Source organism: Candidatus Nanopelagicales bacterium (assembly GCA_028687755.1).
Taxonomy (GTDB): domain Bacteria; phylum Actinomycetota; class Actinomycetes; order S36-B12; family S36-B12; genus UBA11398.
The window spans coordinates 478,248-494,458 of the sequence record JAQTZL010000001.1 but is presented as its reverse complement, the minus strand read 5'-3'; the positions used below and the strand labels follow the sequence as shown (position 1 = coordinate 494,458).

Annotated in this window: 19 protein-coding genes; 7 read left to right on the top strand and 12 right to left on the bottom strand. The window is 53.2% G+C overall.

The window, feature by feature from the left end; all coding sequences use genetic code 11:
- Position 1: 1 nt before the first annotated feature.
- Genes PHN51_02575 through PHN51_02560 form a run of 4 tightly spaced genes read right to left on the bottom strand, consistent with a single transcriptional unit; the run spans position 2 to position 4,155 of the window.
- Positions 2 to 655 (bottom strand): hypothetical protein, encoded by a 654-nt coding sequence (locus PHN51_02575; GenBank protein ID MDD2817667.1) that lies wholly within the window; start codon positions 653 to 655, stop codon positions 2 to 4.
- Complete coding sequence (locus tag PHN51_02570) at positions 652 to 2,604, bottom strand: cbb3-type cytochrome c oxidase subunit I (GenBank protein MDD2817666.1); 1,953 nt, start codon at positions 2,602 to 2,604, stop codon at positions 652 to 654. The genes PHN51_02575 and PHN51_02570 overlap by 4 nt, the downstream gene beginning before the upstream one ends.
- A complete protein-coding gene (gene coxB, locus PHN51_02565; GenBank protein MDD2817665.1) occupies positions 2,601 to 3,455 on the bottom strand; it encodes a cytochrome c oxidase subunit II in 855 nt (284 codons plus the stop codon). The genes PHN51_02570 and coxB overlap by 4 nt, the downstream gene beginning before the upstream one ends.
- 1 nt (position 3,456) lies before the next feature.
- Positions 3,457 to 4,155, bottom strand: a complete 699-nt coding sequence (locus PHN51_02560; GenBank protein MDD2817664.1) for a hypothetical protein — start codon at positions 4,153 to 4,155, stop codon at positions 3,457 to 3,459.
- Between the two features lie 116 nt (positions 4,156 to 4,271).
- On the opposite strand from PHN51_02560, the gene PHN51_02555 reads away from it, so the two are divergent.
- Positions 4,272 to 5,132, top strand: a complete 861-nt coding sequence (locus PHN51_02555) for a cytochrome c oxidase assembly protein (protein MDD2817663.1) — start codon at positions 4,272 to 4,274, stop codon at positions 5,130 to 5,132.
- Positions 5,129 to 5,671, top strand: coding sequence for a TlpA disulfide reductase family protein (locus PHN51_02550; GenBank protein ID MDD2817662.1), 543 nt, complete (start codon positions 5,129 to 5,131; stop codon positions 5,669 to 5,671). Before PHN51_02555 ends, PHN51_02550 begins: the two co-directional genes overlap by 4 nt.
- Before the next feature lie 8 nt (positions 5,672 to 5,679).
- Here the strand turns inward: PHN51_02550 and PHN51_02545 are convergent, their stop codons facing one another.
- Positions 5,680 to 7,014, bottom strand: coding sequence for an NAD-binding protein (locus PHN51_02545; protein MDD2817661.1), 1,335 nt, complete (start codon positions 7,012 to 7,014; stop codon positions 5,680 to 5,682).
- 296 nt (positions 7,015 to 7,310) lie between these two features.
- Between PHN51_02545 and PHN51_02540 the strand changes: the two genes are divergently transcribed.
- Complete coding sequence (locus tag PHN51_02540) at positions 7,311 to 7,628, top strand: hypothetical protein (protein ID MDD2817660.1); 318 nt, start codon at positions 7,311 to 7,313, stop codon at positions 7,626 to 7,628.
- A 47-nt stretch (positions 7,629 to 7,675) separates the two neighbouring features.
- A complete protein-coding gene (locus PHN51_02535; GenBank protein ID MDD2817659.1) occupies positions 7,676 to 9,094 on the top strand; it encodes a sugar porter family MFS transporter in 1,419 nt (472 codons plus the stop codon).
- 24 nt (positions 9,095 to 9,118) lie between these two features.
- On the opposite strand, the gene PHN51_02530 is transcribed toward PHN51_02535, so the two are convergent.
- From PHN51_02530 to PHN51_02515, 4 genes are read right to left on the bottom strand one after another with little or no spacing between them, the layout of a single operon-like run.
- Complete coding sequence (locus tag PHN51_02530; protein MDD2817658.1) at positions 9,119 to 9,496, bottom strand: copper resistance protein CopC; 378 nt, start codon at positions 9,494 to 9,496, stop codon at positions 9,119 to 9,121.
- Positions 9,493 to 10,692 carry a Dyp-type peroxidase gene (locus tag PHN51_02525; protein MDD2817657.1) on the bottom strand — a complete coding sequence of 400 codons (1,200 nt, stop codon included), beginning with the start codon at positions 10,690 to 10,692 and terminating at the stop codon, positions 9,493 to 9,495. The genes PHN51_02530 and PHN51_02525 overlap by 4 nt, the downstream gene beginning before the upstream one ends.
- Positions 10,693 to 10,698: 6 nt before the next feature.
- Positions 10,699 to 11,331 carry a copper chaperone PCu(A)C gene (locus tag PHN51_02520; protein ID MDD2817656.1) on the bottom strand — a complete coding sequence of 211 codons (633 nt, stop codon included), beginning with the start codon at positions 11,329 to 11,331 and terminating at the stop codon, positions 10,699 to 10,701.
- Between the two features lie 58 nt (positions 11,332 to 11,389).
- Positions 11,390 to 11,914: a hypothetical protein gene (locus PHN51_02515; GenBank protein ID MDD2817655.1), complete on the bottom strand. Its 525-nt coding sequence runs from the start codon at positions 11,912 to 11,914 to the stop codon at positions 11,390 to 11,392.
- Positions 11,915 to 12,070: 156 nt separating this feature from the next.
- Here PHN51_02515 and PHN51_02510 point away from each other — a divergent pair, with 156 nt between their 5' ends.
- Together PHN51_02510 and PHN51_02505 are read left to right on the top strand one after the other, a co-directional pair.
- Positions 12,071 to 12,571: a hypothetical protein gene (locus PHN51_02510; GenBank protein MDD2817654.1), complete on the top strand. Its 501-nt coding sequence runs from the start codon at positions 12,071 to 12,073 to the stop codon at positions 12,569 to 12,571.
- Positions 12,572 to 12,643: 72 nt separating this feature from the next.
- Positions 12,644 to 13,309 (top strand): hypothetical protein, encoded by a 666-nt coding sequence (locus tag PHN51_02505; protein ID MDD2817653.1) that lies wholly within the window; start codon positions 12,644 to 12,646, stop codon positions 13,307 to 13,309.
- A gap of 70 nt (positions 13,310 to 13,379) precedes the next feature.
- Here the strand turns inward: PHN51_02505 and PHN51_02500 are convergent, their stop codons facing one another.
- A complete protein-coding gene (locus tag PHN51_02500; protein ID MDD2817652.1) occupies positions 13,380 to 13,964 on the bottom strand; it encodes a biotin transporter BioY in 585 nt (194 codons plus the stop codon).
- A 129-nt stretch (positions 13,965 to 14,093) separates the two neighbouring features.
- On the opposite strand from PHN51_02500, the gene PHN51_02495 reads away from it, so the two are divergent.
- The gene (locus PHN51_02495; protein MDD2817651.1) at positions 14,094 to 14,639 is read left to right on the top strand and encodes a DUF3145 family protein; all 546 of its coding nucleotides are present in this window, start codon (positions 14,094 to 14,096) and stop codon (positions 14,637 to 14,639) included.
- On the opposite strand, the gene PHN51_02490 is transcribed toward PHN51_02495, so the two are convergent.
- Both PHN51_02490 and PHN51_02485 read right to left on the bottom strand, forming a co-directional pair.
- Entirely contained in the window at positions 14,636 to 15,868 is a 1,233-nt protein-coding gene (locus PHN51_02490) for a beta-ketoacyl-[acyl-carrier-protein] synthase family protein (GenBank protein MDD2817650.1), read from the bottom strand. The genes PHN51_02495 and PHN51_02490 overlap by 4 nt on opposite strands.
- 91 nt (positions 15,869 to 15,959) lie before the next feature.
- Positions 15,960 to 16,196 (bottom strand): acyl carrier protein, encoded by a 237-nt coding sequence (locus PHN51_02485; GenBank protein MDD2817649.1) that lies wholly within the window; start codon positions 16,194 to 16,196, stop codon positions 15,960 to 15,962.
- Positions 16,197 to 16,211: the final 15 nt, after the last annotated feature.

The following is a 16,211-nucleotide window of genomic DNA, read 5'->3' as shown; positions in this document are numbered from 1 at the left end:
TTCAATTCTGGAACGTGCCGAAGGTAGGTGCGTTTTGATTTGGGCTTTCCTTCATCACGGTCGTGAAGATGGCACCGAGGAGAGCAGCAACACAGACATAGGTCATCCACATGGCGACAAAGCGAGCATGTGAGTGGTTGCCTGGTGTGATGCGCCCTGCGCGGGTGCGACCCACGATTGCCGTGGTTAAGAAGGTGAGCAGCGACAGGTGAATTGCGGTACCGATCGCTAGCCAGAAGGTTGCTGATGCGTAAGCACCATCGCCTGGCCCAAATGGGAAGGTCGAGAGCTGAATGATTTGACCAATAAAGGCAATCAAGATGATGAGAGACGAGAGCAATGCTCCTGCCATCAAACGACCGGTATGGCCCTTAGCGATGCCCTTAACGCCCCACCACATACAGATGGTGCCAAGGACCGTGCCAGCAACGATTGCCCAGAATGGCCAGTCAAGAGCCCAGTGGTTTTTACCCTTAGGTGCCCATGCGTTGTTGACATTTAACGACCACAGGTACATGTAGGCGATCAACAGTGCGACTACACCGGTGGCGTCAGAAACAACGCACAGCCAAACACCTAGTCGGTTACGGCGAGCATTGACTTCAATTGGCTCGCCAGTAGTTGGGTACAGCGCTGGAGATGTTTGCGCGCTCATCGGGCTCCCACCGTTTCGTTGTCGTCTTTATCAAGCTGTTCTTCGACTTTGAGGTAGGGGTCAGGGACGCCGTAGCCATATGGGTCGCTGGTCACTACTGGAAGGACAGGGAAGTTCTCCAATGGCACTGGAGTTTGCGTCTGCCATTCAAGAGTCTTGGAACCCCATGGATTGGACGGTGCAACCTTGCCGTTACGCCATGAAGTAATCACTGCGTAAAGGAAGATCAGCATGCCAATACCGATGAAGTAGGCGCCGATCGTGGAGATCCAGTTGGAGATCTCGAAGGCGTTGTCGAACTGGAGCACACGGCGTGGCATGCCTTGCAGGCCAGCAACGAACATCGAAAGGAAGGTGACCTGGAAGGCCAAGAACGCAGTCCAGAAGCCGATCTTGCCGATGCGCTCGTCGAACATGCGACCTGTCATCTTTGGGAACCAATAGACGATGACCGCCATTGCTCCAAAGAGGCCAGCACCCATCAACATGTAGTGGAAGTGAGCAACCACGAACATGCTGCCGTGCATGTATTGATCCACTGGAACGTCGGATAGGTACACACCGGTGATGCCACCAATGATCTTGTCGAAAATCACTGCGTAGACGATCATCATTGGAAGCCTGTTCCATGCCTTACCTCGCCACATAGTGCCGAGCATGACGAGAACCAAGAATCCGAATGGAATCGAGATCAGTTCAGTGGACAACATAAATGGGTAGCCAGCTTGTGGAGCAAAGCCCGTCATGTACATGTGGTGCACCCACACGACCGCACTAATGCCCACCACACCAGCAAAGCCGGCAACGGCCATCTTGTAAGAAAACAGTGGCTTACGTAAGAAGACCACCATCAATTCCAAAATACCGGCGGTAGCTGGGACCACGATCACATACACCTCAGGGTGCCCAAGCAACCAGAAGAGGTTTTCGTACAGCCACACGCTGCCACCGTTTTGCGGAATGTAGAACGAGGTACCAATGACCTTGTCGCTTGCTGCGAGCAGCTGTGCGTACTGGAACATTGGGAACCAGATCAAGCCCATGATCGCTGCAGCGAGGGTGCCGATGATGAAGATCGGGGTGCGTGCCCAAGTCATGCCACGTGCACGCATGGTCACGATCGTGGTGATGAGGTTGACACCTGCAATACCTGTCGAGAATGCGAAGGTAATGATGCAGACCTGGTAGCCGATCATTCCGATAGGGGCCTGAGTACCAAGCGGCTGATAAGCCGTCCAGCCGTCGCGCATGCCGCCCAATACCAAGTTGAGAACCAGGGGAGGCACTGCAGCGAACAACAGCCAGAAACTCAATGCGTTCAGGCGTGGGAACGCCATATCGCGAGCACCGATCATCAGCGGCATGATGAAGTTACCCAATGGGCCAGCCACCACGATGATCATTGCGATGATCATCACGATGCCGTGTGTACCGATGAGTGAGTTGTAGAAGTTCGGGTCGAACACTTCACGCCACGTCACACCAAGCTCGGTGCGGATCAACATTGCGAAAAAGCCACCAAAGCCAAAGAGCACCAAGGCCATGACGAGGTACTGAATACCCACGACCTTGTGGTCAGTGGTGTATTTCCAGTACTTCATGCGTCCTTGGCCCTTGCCGGCCATGTATTCAGCATCGTCATGGGTGAGGTCGTGACCAAGTGCCCAACGAATCGGACCAGCGAAGGCTCCAATGCCGACCATAAAGCCGATGACCCAGGCCACGAAGGTGCAAAACACCAGTGCGTTCAGGCCTACTTGAGAGAAGTCAGCATTTTGGGTACCCCAAGGCACCAACTTGTCGCCAATGAAGTACGTGACGCCAGCGGTGACAACGCCACCGATGAGGCCGGTGAAGATATTGGCCTGAGCAAGGAAGCCGCCAGGCTTTCCGTGCTGCTTAGGCTGAGGAACAGCCTGTTGCTCGTGAATTACTGCAGTCTGGCTCATACGGTTCTCTTTCCACCCTGCTCGCGGACCCACGAGTCAAACTGATCCTGAGTAACTACCTGGACATTGGTTTCCATATACGCGTGATGGAGACCGCAGAGTTCGGCACAACGAATATTGAATGTGCCGAGCTTGTTGGCGGTGAATCCTGTGTTGGTCACTGCGCCTGGGTTTGCGTCAATCTTGACTCCCATTTCCACAACCCAGAAACTGTGGATTACGTCTTTAGATGTGACGTTGAAGTAGATCGGCGTGTTAATTGGAACGACGAGTACATTGCTTTGGATCTTTTGCTGATCTGGGTACTCGAATGTCCATACCCATTGCTGGCCTGTCACGTTCACGTCGATTGGCTTAGTGGCGTTTGGTTGTTGACTTGATGGTGTTGATCCATACGAGTCAGCAGTAATTGTGGCGAGTTCAACCAAGCCCCAAATCACTAGGAAAGCAGCCAGCAAGCTTGTTGCCACAGTCCAACCGATGACCGCAACCGCATTGGTGCGAATCGCTGGGTTTTCCTGCATTGGTGGTTCTTCACTCTTGATTGATCCCCAGCCAAAGAGGCTGTAGACCAAGACAGCAGCGGTGATTGCCATCAACGGCGCGGAAACAAGAGTGAACACAAAGATCGTGGTCTCGAGTTCTTCCATGATTGAGGAAGCCGGGCCGCCTGATAGTTCCAGGAAGTGGATGACCAACCATGCGATCGGAATGATGATGATCGTGAGCACGATGAAGATCGCAATGATTTTGCGAACGTAATCGCGCGAGAACCATTCCTTCATCCGGTGCGTGGAATCAGGGCGATTCGTCGGTGATTCTGGCTGATCGACTGGGGTTTCAATAGACATCTCAGACCACCGTGACCGTTCCGCTCATCATGCCTCGTTCGCTCATTACGCCACCGAAGTCGGCGTAGCCGTTACCGCAAGGGTCTTCGCAGTTCCAGACGTAGGAGCCAGGGGCCCCGGTCTTGAATGAGAATTCAATGGTTTCTGGTGCTGGGTAGCCGTTAGCCAGGTTCTTTGCGTTATTCCCGACAGCAAGCATGGGAACGCTCACGAAGAAGTACGGCTGATCAGACTGTGGGTACTGGTGAATGGTGAAGGTATGCGCTACATCGTTCGGGTTAATTTCCGTCTTTGTTTGACCGTTGACCTTCATGGTGCCATCGACGGTGCCATGGGCCTGGGCAAAGTATGGGTTCCACACCGTCGTTGAACTGTCGTACTGCTTCACCGTGACGGTGATGACGGAGTTTGCCGGCAGCTCTAGTGAGGTTGAAGGGGAGTAGAAGGGCCAGCCCAGCTTGTCGACAAAGTCGTAGACACCGCCGGTTGGGCCGGGATTGTCCGCTGTGGCATTTGGATAAATTGATAGATCCAAGGTCGCGTGTGGCAGTGATTTGCCATCCACGGTCACACTTGATCCGTCCAACTTTGCCTGGATCGTGGCTGGTTGCGCCTGATCCGCCATGAGAAACCACACGGAGCCAGCCACAATTCCTGCGCCGATGACCACCGTGAGGACGGTGAAAAGAAATCTCTTCACGCCACCCCGCCATTCCACTCGATTTCTTCACCAGATCTAGGTGAAGATCGGCGAACACTATCGTTACCTCGCAGTACTAGTGAACAATTTCCACGGGCTGGGAAAGGGTCAATTGAGTGAACACTTTCCTCACCTTTTTTCAAACCGGCACTTTTGACCTATTTCTGCTGGTCAACTTGGTTTTGATGGGTTATTGGTACCTGTGGGCCGTCAAGCGAGCCCGACTCACTGGCCAGTGGAGTCGATGGAAAACCTTCGCTTTTTTGACTGGTTTGGCGCTGCTTGCGCTGACCTATCTGGGGCCGATTGCAGCCTGGTCGCACACGTTTTTTTGGGCACACATGACCCAACACTTGGTTGTGATGATGGCGGTGGCACCGCTTTTGGTGCTGGGAGCCCCCACCACCTTGTGGTTTCAAGCCAGTAGCCCGCATTCGCGGCGCCGCTGGGTGCTCCCCATTCTGCGCAGCCGGGCAGTGAGTTGGCTCATCAATCCCTATTTCACGTGGTTCCTTTTCGCTGCGGTGCTCCTTGGCATGCACTTCACAGGGTTTTATAACTGGGCCCTGCTCAACCATGACGTTGACTACTTCATTGAGCAGCCGCTGTATTTCATCGCGGCATTCCTGTTCTATTTCCCACTCATCGGCAGTAACTTGCAGCCTCGCCGACCATCGCACTCGTTCCGCTTGGCATCCCTTGCACTGATGATGATTCCGGAAGCCATTACCGGCGCCATCATTTATTTCGCCCCAGTGATGCTGTATCCGTTCTTTGACACTGAACGCCCTTTCGGCCCTGCGGCCCTTGATGATCAGCATTTCTCAGGCGCACTCATGTGGGCACTGGTCATGGTGGTGGATTCTGGCTGGATGATGTTGGCCGCAGCTGAGTGGTTCACGAGTGAAGAACGTGCCGGCCGTCGAATTGATCGAGAAATCGCCGAAGAGCTCGCAGCGGAAATAATGGCGCCGTGAGGTTCAAAGTACTTGGAGTTGCACTTACTGCGATCGTCCTGGTGGGGTGTGGCCGCGAACCAGTAGCTTCTCGCATTTCTGAGAATGCGGGAACAACGCAATTTTCGACATTTGATCGGGTGACCATGCCAAACATCAGTGGTACCACCCTTGATGGACAGCAGCTTTCCTTGGATTCATTTCGTGGCAAGGTCCTGGTGCTCAATAACTGGGCGTCATGGTGCTTACCGTGCAATGACGAAGCCCCAGTCTTGGTTGCGGCGGCACAGAAGTTTGATACGAAGGGCGTGGCATTTGTAGGTCTCGATGTTTCTGACCAAGATTCGTCAGCGAAAGAATTTGTAGATCTCTACAAAGTGCCATACCCAAACATTGTCGACTCCAAGGGAGCGATTCTCCGAAGTGAGCCTGGAGTGCCACCAGGCGCCTTGCCGAGCACACTCATCATTGATCGTGAAGGCAATGTCGCGGTGCGCATTGTTGGTTCTGTGAACGAGCCAGAATTTTCGCGTCTCATTTCCAATGTCGTCAACGAATAGCGGTCAAGCTATTGGCGTTGTAGCAAGTTTAAGAGTTCGCGCGGTTGACCAATAAGAAATACGTCATCGCCAGCTTCGAATGGTCGATTCAGGAGTGGGGGATGTTCGACTTTTCTCTCATTCGCCGCACGAGCAATCGCAACGACGCGGGTTTGTGAAGCCAAACTTTGCATCGCTAATCCGTCAAGACCACTGTTTGGCTGAACGTGCAATTTGGCAGCCAAGAACAAGGTGTTGCCAACATAGAACGTTCCGAGAACATCAACGCCAAGCGCAGCTCCAACAAACCAAGGAGCAGCAAGCTCAGCTGTTGATCGGGCAATTCCAGCATTCAATGATCTCCCCACCACGCGAGCAAGATCACGCTCGAAAAGGCGAAGCGCAATTGGAACGGCACGAGGTGACGTGGCATCGCGAACGGCAAGGCCCGCTTCGATGTTAATGAGGTCGTCGCTGGTGAGTACGGCGATGCCCGATGCTCGATCCACTCCAGCTGCGAGCAAAGTTTCTGGAAGAGTGGCATCACCAATGACAATTGGGATGCCTGCATTTCTGGCTTGTGGAATGTATTTGTTGTTTTCGGTTCGATCAATCACCGCAACTTCGTAGCCAGCGGCCTGAAGATCGGTAACTACTTTGATGCCGACTGAACCCAGGCCAACAACGACCATGTGGCCACGCATCTTTGTGAGTCGTTGCTGGCCAAGTGATTTTGCAAGTCGTCTGGTGATGAGCGTTTCCGTAAGTAACGCCGTGCATATTGCCACCAACGTTGCACCCATAAGAATCAGGATGACCGACCACAATCTCAACCAAATATCTTGATCCCGAAAGTAGAAATCGCCGAAGCCAACAGTGGCAATGGTTTCTGAGGTGAAGTACAAAGCGTCGAAGACGTTCATGCGACTGCCGTCTTCATACTCATAGCTACCGGCCAAGATGGCAATGGAAAGCACGCCAAGTCCAATGAGAACACCGAGTGCGATGCGAAATGGCCGATCAACTGTGTCTGTTAGTGCCTGAAGGCTTTCACGGAAGCCACGTCGCCAACGTGGGCCAACTTCTATTTCGCGATTATGGGGAAGTGTGATGCCAAGTGAATCGAATTCCGTTTGTGTACCAATCAGGGTGACTGAATCACCGCGACTGCTCATGTAGTCGCGACTTGGGCACGGCACGATTTCGGAATTATCTGCCGGCTGCACAGCAACAGGTGCGAGTTCTTGCCAAGTGCCTCGGAGTTTGCCTTTGGCGCCGCTCTTGAACGTTGCGACCAGAAATTCTTGATCTTCGAACTGGATGCTGTGGATATTTCTTCGTGTCACCGTTTCGATAAAGGACATTGACGCAGAGTGCAGCCTTTGCAGTATTCAACGACAGATTGCGCAAGGTGTTATCGCGCTGCCCAGAACCTTCGAAGTACTGCACGCCCCAGCGCTCTAGGTCATGGCGCTCATCGTGGGTAATTCGTGGGTCAACCACCACGATGTCCTGCCCAGCGTTAATGAGTTGTCGCACGATTCTTCGGGCTACTCCTTGGAATCCGAACACGACCACATGGCCAGAACGGGTAATCGGAGAGTGGCTGTCCATGGACCCATTATCGAGGAATCAAGTTTCGGTGGCATAACGTGGCCAAATGCGAAAAATGACTGCTGCGGTGTCCGGGGTCGTGCTTGTGGTGGGTTTCGGGATAGCGCAAGGTTCGGGTAACCGCGCCCTTGGTGGAATGGTTTTAGCAGTTGGCGCGTTCTACTGCGTATTTCAATGGTGGAAGTTGGCTGGACCTGTTCGTGCGGGCCTGAGCCTTGTCATATTTGCCGTGGCATTCGTGGCGTCACATCCCCTGGGCAAGGTCATCGGTTCATGGCCCTCGGTGCTGCTCGTTGCATTCGTCACTGCAGCCAGTGCCTACCTGATCACCAAGCCGCGATCTGGAGTCATCGAGAATTCCTAAACACGTTCCTGCTTTACTTCCTGCACCATTGTTTGTGAAAGGAAGCCATGCAAAAGGATTACCGAACAGGTCGAGTTGTCGGCCTGGCTACCACCGCTGCTTTAGGTGGTTTCCTCTTTGGTTACGACTCAGCAGTCATTAATGGCGCTGCGTCTGCGATTAAGAGCACCTTTGGGTTGGGTTCCTTCGCTCTAGGTTTCGTTGTCTCAATTGCGCTCATCGGTTCCGCAATTGGCGCTTGGTTTGCCGGCTACTTTGCTGATCGTTATGGCCGTCAACCAGTCATGATGCTCGCAGCGCTTTTGTTCATGCTGTCGGCAATTGGGCAGGCTTTCCCGTTCGGTGTTCCCGATTTGGTGATTTGGCGCTTTATCGGCGGCGCGGGCATCGGAGTGGCTTCGGTGATGGCGCCGATGTATATCGCTGAGATCGCGCCTGCTCAGATGCGCGGCAAAATGGCCTCGCTTCAGCAGTTCGCCATCGTGATTGGCATTTTCGCCACGGGTCTTATCAACTGGGTGATCTTGAATGCAGCTGGCGGCAAGGCAACCAATGATTGGTTGTTTGGATTACCTGCTTGGCAGTGGATGTTCTTGTCGATGACGATCCCAGCAGCAATCTATGGACTTCTCGCACTGCGCCTTCCTGAGTCACCTCGCTTCCTTATTCAACGGGGTGAGTACGACGAAGCTAAAGCGGTGCTCCGCCAGATTTACTTAGTCGATCCCGATGTTCGTGTTGAAGACATTAAGAAATCCATGGACGGCGAACACCGTTCATCGATGAAGGATCTGCGCGGCAATCGTTTCGGCTTGTTGCCATTGGTGTGGATTGGCATTTTGTTGAGTGCTTTCCAGCAGTTTGTTGGCATTAACGCGGTGTTCTACTACTCGAACACCATTTGGGAATCAGTGGGATTCACCGAAGATCAGGCCTTCCAAACGTCAATGATCACGACCGGTGTCAACGTTGCATTCACAATCGTTGCGATCATGCTTGTCGACCGAGTTGGCCGAAAGCCTTTGCTGATTGTTGGTTCCATCGGCATGGTTGTAACACTTGCAGTGTTGACCTACGTGTTTGGTACAGCACCAATCGACTCAGCTGGCAATCCAGTGTTGACCAATGGCCCAGACGTCATCGCGATGATCGCATTTAACGTCTACGTTGCTTTCTTCGCTGCAACCTGGGGTCCCGTGGTATGGGTGTTGTTGGGCGAAATGTTCCCCAACCGCATACGCGCGGCTGCATTGGCGCTTGCAGCATCAGCTCAATGGGCGGCAAACTTCATCGTGTCCACAGCCTTTCCGCCGATCGCAGGCAAGAGCCTTGGCTTGGCATACGGCATCTTTACCGTGTTTGCAGTGCTTTCCATCCCATTCGTAATGCGCAAATTGCGTGAGACCAAGGGTGTGGAACTTGAAGACATGGAAGATCTTGAATCAAGTTCACTGAAGGCAGCTTAGGGAAAATTTCGTAAGCCCCAGTGCTCAGTGCTTCACAGTGAATTTGTAACTGGATGTCACCACGTGTCCATCATTGCTGACTACTCGATATGACACTCGATAGGTGTCGTCTGCCAAATTTGGTAGCAAGGCAATACTGATGGACTTACCTGAGATTGCTGGTTTACCTGATGCAACGCTGGCATTTTTCGAGGACCGCACAATGAGGGCTGCGCCACTTGAAATCAGTGGTTCATTGAGATTGACGCGAACAAGCGAAGGGCTCGTTTTCAACACGGCATTAGCTTTTGGGGATGTTGATTGGGTTTGACTGTGGGCAAAAGCTCCAGGCATTTGCAGTAAACCGATAGCGGCTAGTGCGATGCCTGCAGTCATGGCTGTCGTTGAGCGAACCTTGATCATGTGAAAAGCTCCTGTCCAATGTATCCACCCTCGGCGCATCCGCCGGGGAAGTAGTAAGTCGCTGAACCAATTGTGGAGATCCAGCGGTTGAAAGCATCGCTTTGCGCCAAGCGAGTTTGAATGGGAATGAAAGATTGAGAAGGATTCTTTGTATAAGCGGCAAAGAGTAGGCCCATGTCGTTTGTGCCACGAACTATGCCGTTGTCGTAACTGTATCCGCGGCGGAAAATCATTTCGTCGAGTTGAGATGTGTGAGCCAAGCGAACATGAGCATCCTCAGGAATGACAGGTAGCCCTAAATCGTCAACAGCGTCAAGGGGGACAGGGTCAAATTCATGCTTCATGCCCAACGGTGCACCGGTATCAAGCTTTCGGCCCATCGCGAGTTCTTTGGCATTGGTATCCAAAGCATCCCAGGTATCAAGCAGCATGCGGATGCGGCGGAGAACTAAAACAGTGCCGCCGGTTTCTTCTATCCACACAACATCGTTGAAGTTTTCAATGGATGGATTGTCGGTGCCTTCAACCTGACCCATTAAATTGCGATCTTGGCGTTGCGAATCACCAGGCGATGGTGCAGCACGAAAGCCTTGTTGCACCCAAGCGATATCAGACAATGAGGAGATGTCCTTGCTGAGCATACGGATCGTATGAGCCATGACTAAAGGATCATCGGTGCCGATCTGAATGATGAGATCTGTTTGATCCCAGCCTGGCTCCAACGCATCGGTTGCGAATGCGGGAATCTCAACCAGAGATTTAGGCACGGAATTCGTGAGTTTGGCCTTGCTCACCAGTGGCAAACCAATGCCGATGCCAATCGTGAGGTTGTGGGGTGAAACCGCAAGCGATGGTTCAGTGTCAGCAAGTGCCGGTTTTCCTTGGGTCAGACGAGCGGCGTCATCTGAGAGAAGGCGGAAAATCCTTTCTGCATTCTTTCTGGCGGGTTCTTGGACGTTGACCCCGATGTAGGAAATGAGAACGGTTGGAGCGGTAGCGATTCCTGCTTGATGCGGCCCATAAAAATCGATCACCCCTGATTCCCGCGTGGTCTTGGCTGTGGTGTCGGTGGCTTGCGCCACCGACACCTTCTGGCCAAGAGCAAACCCACCGGCAATTCCGGCAGCGGCAACGCCGCCGAGTGAAAGAACTCCTCGTCGAGTAATACCGCGTTGATTTTGCGTCTGCTCATCCATGGTCAGTTACATCTTCATTCCGGGCATCGGCGCTGCTGACGAACCTGGCTTATAGGTTTCGTTTGCACCGCTGAACACCTTCGCCATGGAACTGAATGTAAAGCGAGCACCATTACTCGCAATAAGTGTCACAGGAACTTGATCACCAGCATTTACTGGCTTGGTCAGACTTAACAACATGATGTGGTTGCCACCTGGCTTCAATTCGTAGGACCCATTCGCAGGAATCACAAAGCCACCAGGCTTTTGCTGCATCACCATTGCTCCGTCTTTCATGATGACTTCATGAAGTTGGGTCACTGGTGCAGCAGGTGTTAAGGCTCCAACGATCGTGATCGGCTTATCTGTTGGATTCTTCAGTATTCCAAAGACGGCCGTATTGCCACTGGGGGCAGCCTTAGCCCAAGTGTCTTGAGTTGCGAGTGCGAATTTTCCAACAGGTAGTGGTTTTGACCACTTCAGGGCAGAACCGACCTGATTGCAGATGTAGGTCTGCTTGTTGGCGGTATGAACTGCTCCCGGCATGGTGCAGGTTTGCCCAGCTTTAATGTTTGCTGCGAGCGCTGGTTGGGCAAGACCCACCGAAATAGCGCTTAGGGCAAGAAGGGACATCGTTGTACGACGAAAAACGGTATTCAAAATAAGCTCCAAAAAATAATGAAAAGAAAGTTCCGCATTGCGGAAAATGATCTGGTCTCTAGTTTTGGAGTGATACAGGTGGCCCGCGATGCCAAATGGCATAGGCGAAAACTTCAGTGTGATGAGGAAGTGAGGGTTGTCGATGATTCAGTCGCACTGCAGTTGGAAGCGCAAGGGGGCGAATCGAAATGAGCAATGTTTGCCAAAGCACACACCAAAGCGTGATGAGCGTGTTGCCATAACGAATGACGATAGAAGCCAAAATACTTGCGATGACGTGATAAGTGATCATTTGGAGCGAGGGCAGAAGTTGCCCCGTTCCATGATGACCAGCAACAGTGGAAATGACGTGCACGAGCAGTTGTAATGCAAGTATGAATATCGTGACTGAGGCGAAACTACGAGTTGTTCGTAAGAAGGCCCGGGCTGCGATGACGGTTGCGATTGATGTAAAAGATAAAACAAAAGCGCTGGGGAGTTGACCAGACGATAAGCCATGGCCTGCGAGGGTTATCGACAATGCCATCAGCGCAAGGAGCGCTGTTCGCCACGGGCGTGCGGCGAAGGAGTGAGGACCTGACACATCCTCATTCTATTAGGGGCTCACCGCTGACCTAGGGCGGAAGGTCCTGAAAGAATGTGGGAAGAAAATTTCGGCGGTTTGCTAGTGCGCTTTTCGATTAATAGGAGTAGAAACAATGGTGTGAGCAAATAAGCAGCTCGCCGAACAGGAGTGATCATGTCTCAGCAATCCTCCGGCCCCTCCCGCCTTAGCCGCATTGCGGCAAAAGAGGTGCCTCATCGCAAGACCGACCGATTCTTTGCAGCTAAAACGGATGTCAAACATTCGTGTGAGCAATTGGTTCACGACGTGAAACGCTCTGCTTTACATGACTCAATGAAAAAAGACCTATTGAACGCTGTTGATCGCGTACACAAGGCCTTGCATGACCTCACCGAAGACACCCCTGGTGGTCGAAATGAGTTGGTCGAATTGGAAAAGCAAGTCGAGCATCTCTTACTCGCGGAGAAATGGGTGAATGCAGCTGAACGTGTACTAGTTCGCCTTGGCCCTGATGGCAATAAGGAAGTGCGTGATGGAGTTCTTGAAGATCAAGACAAGGTGATGTGGTGCGTACGTGCTGATCAATGGGATGGTCAGCTCACATCAGCGCTGAGTGCATTAACCAAGCAGGTTCAAGAAGCTGAAGCACATGCATCTCGAGTAGCCAACGCATAAGAGTCCGTTTGTACGTACGGCGCTTTGACTTCCTCAAGCGGTAGTTAAAGCGCCATACGGCATGATCTGCCTATGGAAACGCTGCTCTATGTAATCCCGTTGGGGATTGGCGCAGCATTCACGCCCTCATTGCTTGCACTACAAATATTGGTAACAGGGCAAGAGGCTTGGGCTAAGCGGGCACTGGCTGTAGCTGCCGGATCGGCACTTGCCTTTGGCATTTTCGGTCTGCTGATTATTTTTGGTTTTCGCCAGCTTCCGTCGCCAGATGTCAGCGGGACCGACCTCGTTGGTGGCCTCACTCGTTTGGCTGCTGCGCTCGTACTGTTCATCAGTGCCATCTATCTATTTATTCCGCACCCTGCTCTCCAGAAGTCAGTTGAGACTCGGATTCAGGGATATGTGCAACGTTCGGGCGTCGTATCAATTTTCCTCATTGCCTTCCTGCTCAGTATCAAGGACATGTCGTCCTTTGTGATGCTGGTACCGGCGCTTCATGAAATTGCCATCGCGCCGAACATTGTCGAAGGTGCCATCGCGCTTTTGGTGTTGTATGTGCTCGCGCTTTCACCAGTGTTGTTACCAATTGCGATTCGACTGTTCTTCGATCGGAAGTCAATGGATCCCATGGCTAAGGTCTATCGGTTCACGATGGACCATCAGTTTCAAATCGTGGGTGTCGTGGCAACCCTGCTGGCGGCTTACCTGGCTATCAGTGGATGGCAAGCGCTGGCGTAACTCATATTTTCTAACGACATAAAGAGGAGCGGGCGCCCAGTGGGCACCCGCTCCTCTTTATGTTTTTGATTTAGTCGGTCAAGCCAGCCTTCTTCAGGCCCTTCCACGTTGCAGGAAGAAGACCTGCAGCAGCAGCGATCTTGATGGCATCGCCGATGAGGAATGGGGTCAAGCCCCAGGCAATCGCATCTGACCAAGAAGCATCAAGTGAGTTCTTCAGCCAGACCAAGCCAACGGCATAAAGGATGACGTTGCCAACGACCATGAGGCCAGCGGTGCGCACGACTGAGCGAGTGGCACCGTGCTCTGCAATACGACCAACGACGAAGGCAGCGGCGATGAAGCCGACGATGTAACCAAAGCTTGGAGCGGAGTAACCAGATGAGGCTTCTGCAAACCAGGGGAAGCCTGCAGCGCCGACAACTGCATACAGCGCCATCGCAGCTACACCGCGCATAGAACCAAGAGCAGCAGCAGTAAGCAGCACAGCGAAGGTCTGCAGTGTCAAAGGCACTGGGGTAAATGGCAGTGGGATGGCAATTTGTGCGCTGACGCCCACGAATGCGGCGCCGCCGACGACGAGTGCCACGTTGCGAACCCAGGTACGGGTGACGACGTCGGCAAGGACGCGGGGGGCAGGATTTGCCAGTGCCATGAATTCCTCCAGTGAAGATTGGCGCGAGCCGTTCGCGACACCAGAACCTTAGCGGTTAGCATTGATGGGTTGGCACGAACTTCGAAGTAACAGTGGCTGGGGAAGGCGACTGGTTACTAAGGAGGCTCGATGACCACGCATATTCAGGCTAAGCCTGGAAATTCAACGTCCCATGAGGCATTTGGGGCGCGCGGAGTGGTGTTCATTCACTCATGCCCGCGAGCGGTGAGCCCTCATTTGGAATGGTCACTGACCTCAGTGTTTGGAACTTCCGTCAAATTGGACTGGAGTGAGCAACCCGTTGCACCAGGCACTGTCCGGTCCGAAATTCTGTGGCAAGGTCCCGCAGGTATGGGTGCCAAGTTAGCGAGTGCACTGCTGGCATTCCAGCAGGTTCGCTACGAAGTCACCGAAGATGCCAATGGAGCCAGGCCAGGAGAGCGTTTTGCCGCAACCCCAACGTTGGGATTGTTCCGCGCAGATATCGGTGAGCACGGTGATGTGATGGTTGCCGAAGAGCGGCTGCGCACGGCGCTACAGCACGCTGCGACAACAGGCGAAGGCTTACAAGACGAAATTGCCCGCCTCATTGGTGAACCATGGGACGAAGAGCTTGAATCCTTCCGGTGCTCCCATGAAGGTTCAACGGTGCGGGTGCTTCACAACGTCATTTAGACGCTCTTGAACACCAATGCAACATCGTGACCACCGAAGCCAAATGAGTTGTTGAGCGCAGCAATATCGCCGGCTGGTAACTGCACTGGGCCATCTTTGGTGACCTGAAGTTCGATCGTAGGGTCGAAGTTGAAGATGTTGATGCTTGGGGGAGCGATGCGATCGCGCAACGCAAGAATCGCGAAGATGGATTCAACTGCACCCGCACCACCAAGAAGGTGACCAGTCATCGACTTCGTGGCTGACACCCATGCGTGATCTGCTTGGCCACCAAGGCCACGGCGGATAGCAACAGACTCTGCAAAGTCGCCCTGCGGCGTAGAGGTTGCGTGAGCATTGACGTGAATGATGTCGCTAGCAGAAAGTTCAGCATCTTCAAGGGCCATTGTGATTGCACGTGCAGCACCTGAGCCTTCAGGGTCTGGCTGAGCAATGTGGTGACCATCTGAGGTCAAGCCAGCGCCGCCGTAGCGGCCATAAATTTTTGCGCCGCGTGCACGTGCGTGCTCTTCTTCTTCAAGAATCAAAATGCCAGCGCCTTCGCCCATGACAAAACCATCGCGGTCCATGTCATACGCACGTGATGCGGTTGCTGGATCATCGTTGCGCGTGGACAGTGCGCGCATGGCACCGAAGCCAGCCATGGTGACGCCATTGATGCAGGCTTCAGTTCCGCCGGCAACAACAATGTCTGCGCGTCCGTCTTCAATCATCTTTGCTGCATACGAGACAGCTTCAGCACCTGATGCACACGCGCTTACAGGTGTGTGCACGCCCGCGCGTGCGCCGACTTCGATGCCAACCATGGCAGCTGGGCCGTTCGGCATGATCATCGTGACCATGTGTGGAGATACGCGAGCCGCGCCCTTATCGCGCAAGGTTTCATACGCAGAGATCAATGAGTTGATGCCACCGATGCCTGATGCAACAACAGTGCCTAAGCGAATTGGGTCAACTTCAGGTGCGCCTGCATCAGCCCAGGCTTCGCGCGCTGCGATAACCGCGCACTGCTCAGAAGGGTCCATGCGGCGAACTTCAACTGGCTTCAAGATTTCAGCTGGGTTTTCCAGCATGCGCGCAGCAATTTGCGCTGGTTGTTCAGGATCCCAATCAGCGCCCATGCGCACGCCACCTGGCGTGCCTGCAAGAGCTGCCGCCCACGTTGTTGGTGCATCGCCACCCAAAGGGGTCGTCATGCCGATACCTGTCACCACAACACTACGAGTCATTGCTCTTACTCCTGAATCACGTTGTTACACATTGGGATTGAAGGCCAGTGGGGCTGTTCCGGTAAGGGATACAACCCCACTGCGATCAGAATTAAACGTTGGCGCTGATGTAGGTGACTGCGTCGCCGACGGTCTTGAGGTTCTTGACTTCGCTGTCAGGAATCTTCACGCCCCACTTGTCTTCGCAAGCCATGACAACTTCGACCATCGACAATGAATCAACGTCAAGGTCGTCAACAAAGGACTTGTCCAACTGGACGTCTTCTGCTGGCACGCCTGCAACTTCGTTCACAATTCCAGCCAAGCCGGCCAGGATGTCCTCACTCATGACTTTCCTTTCGTA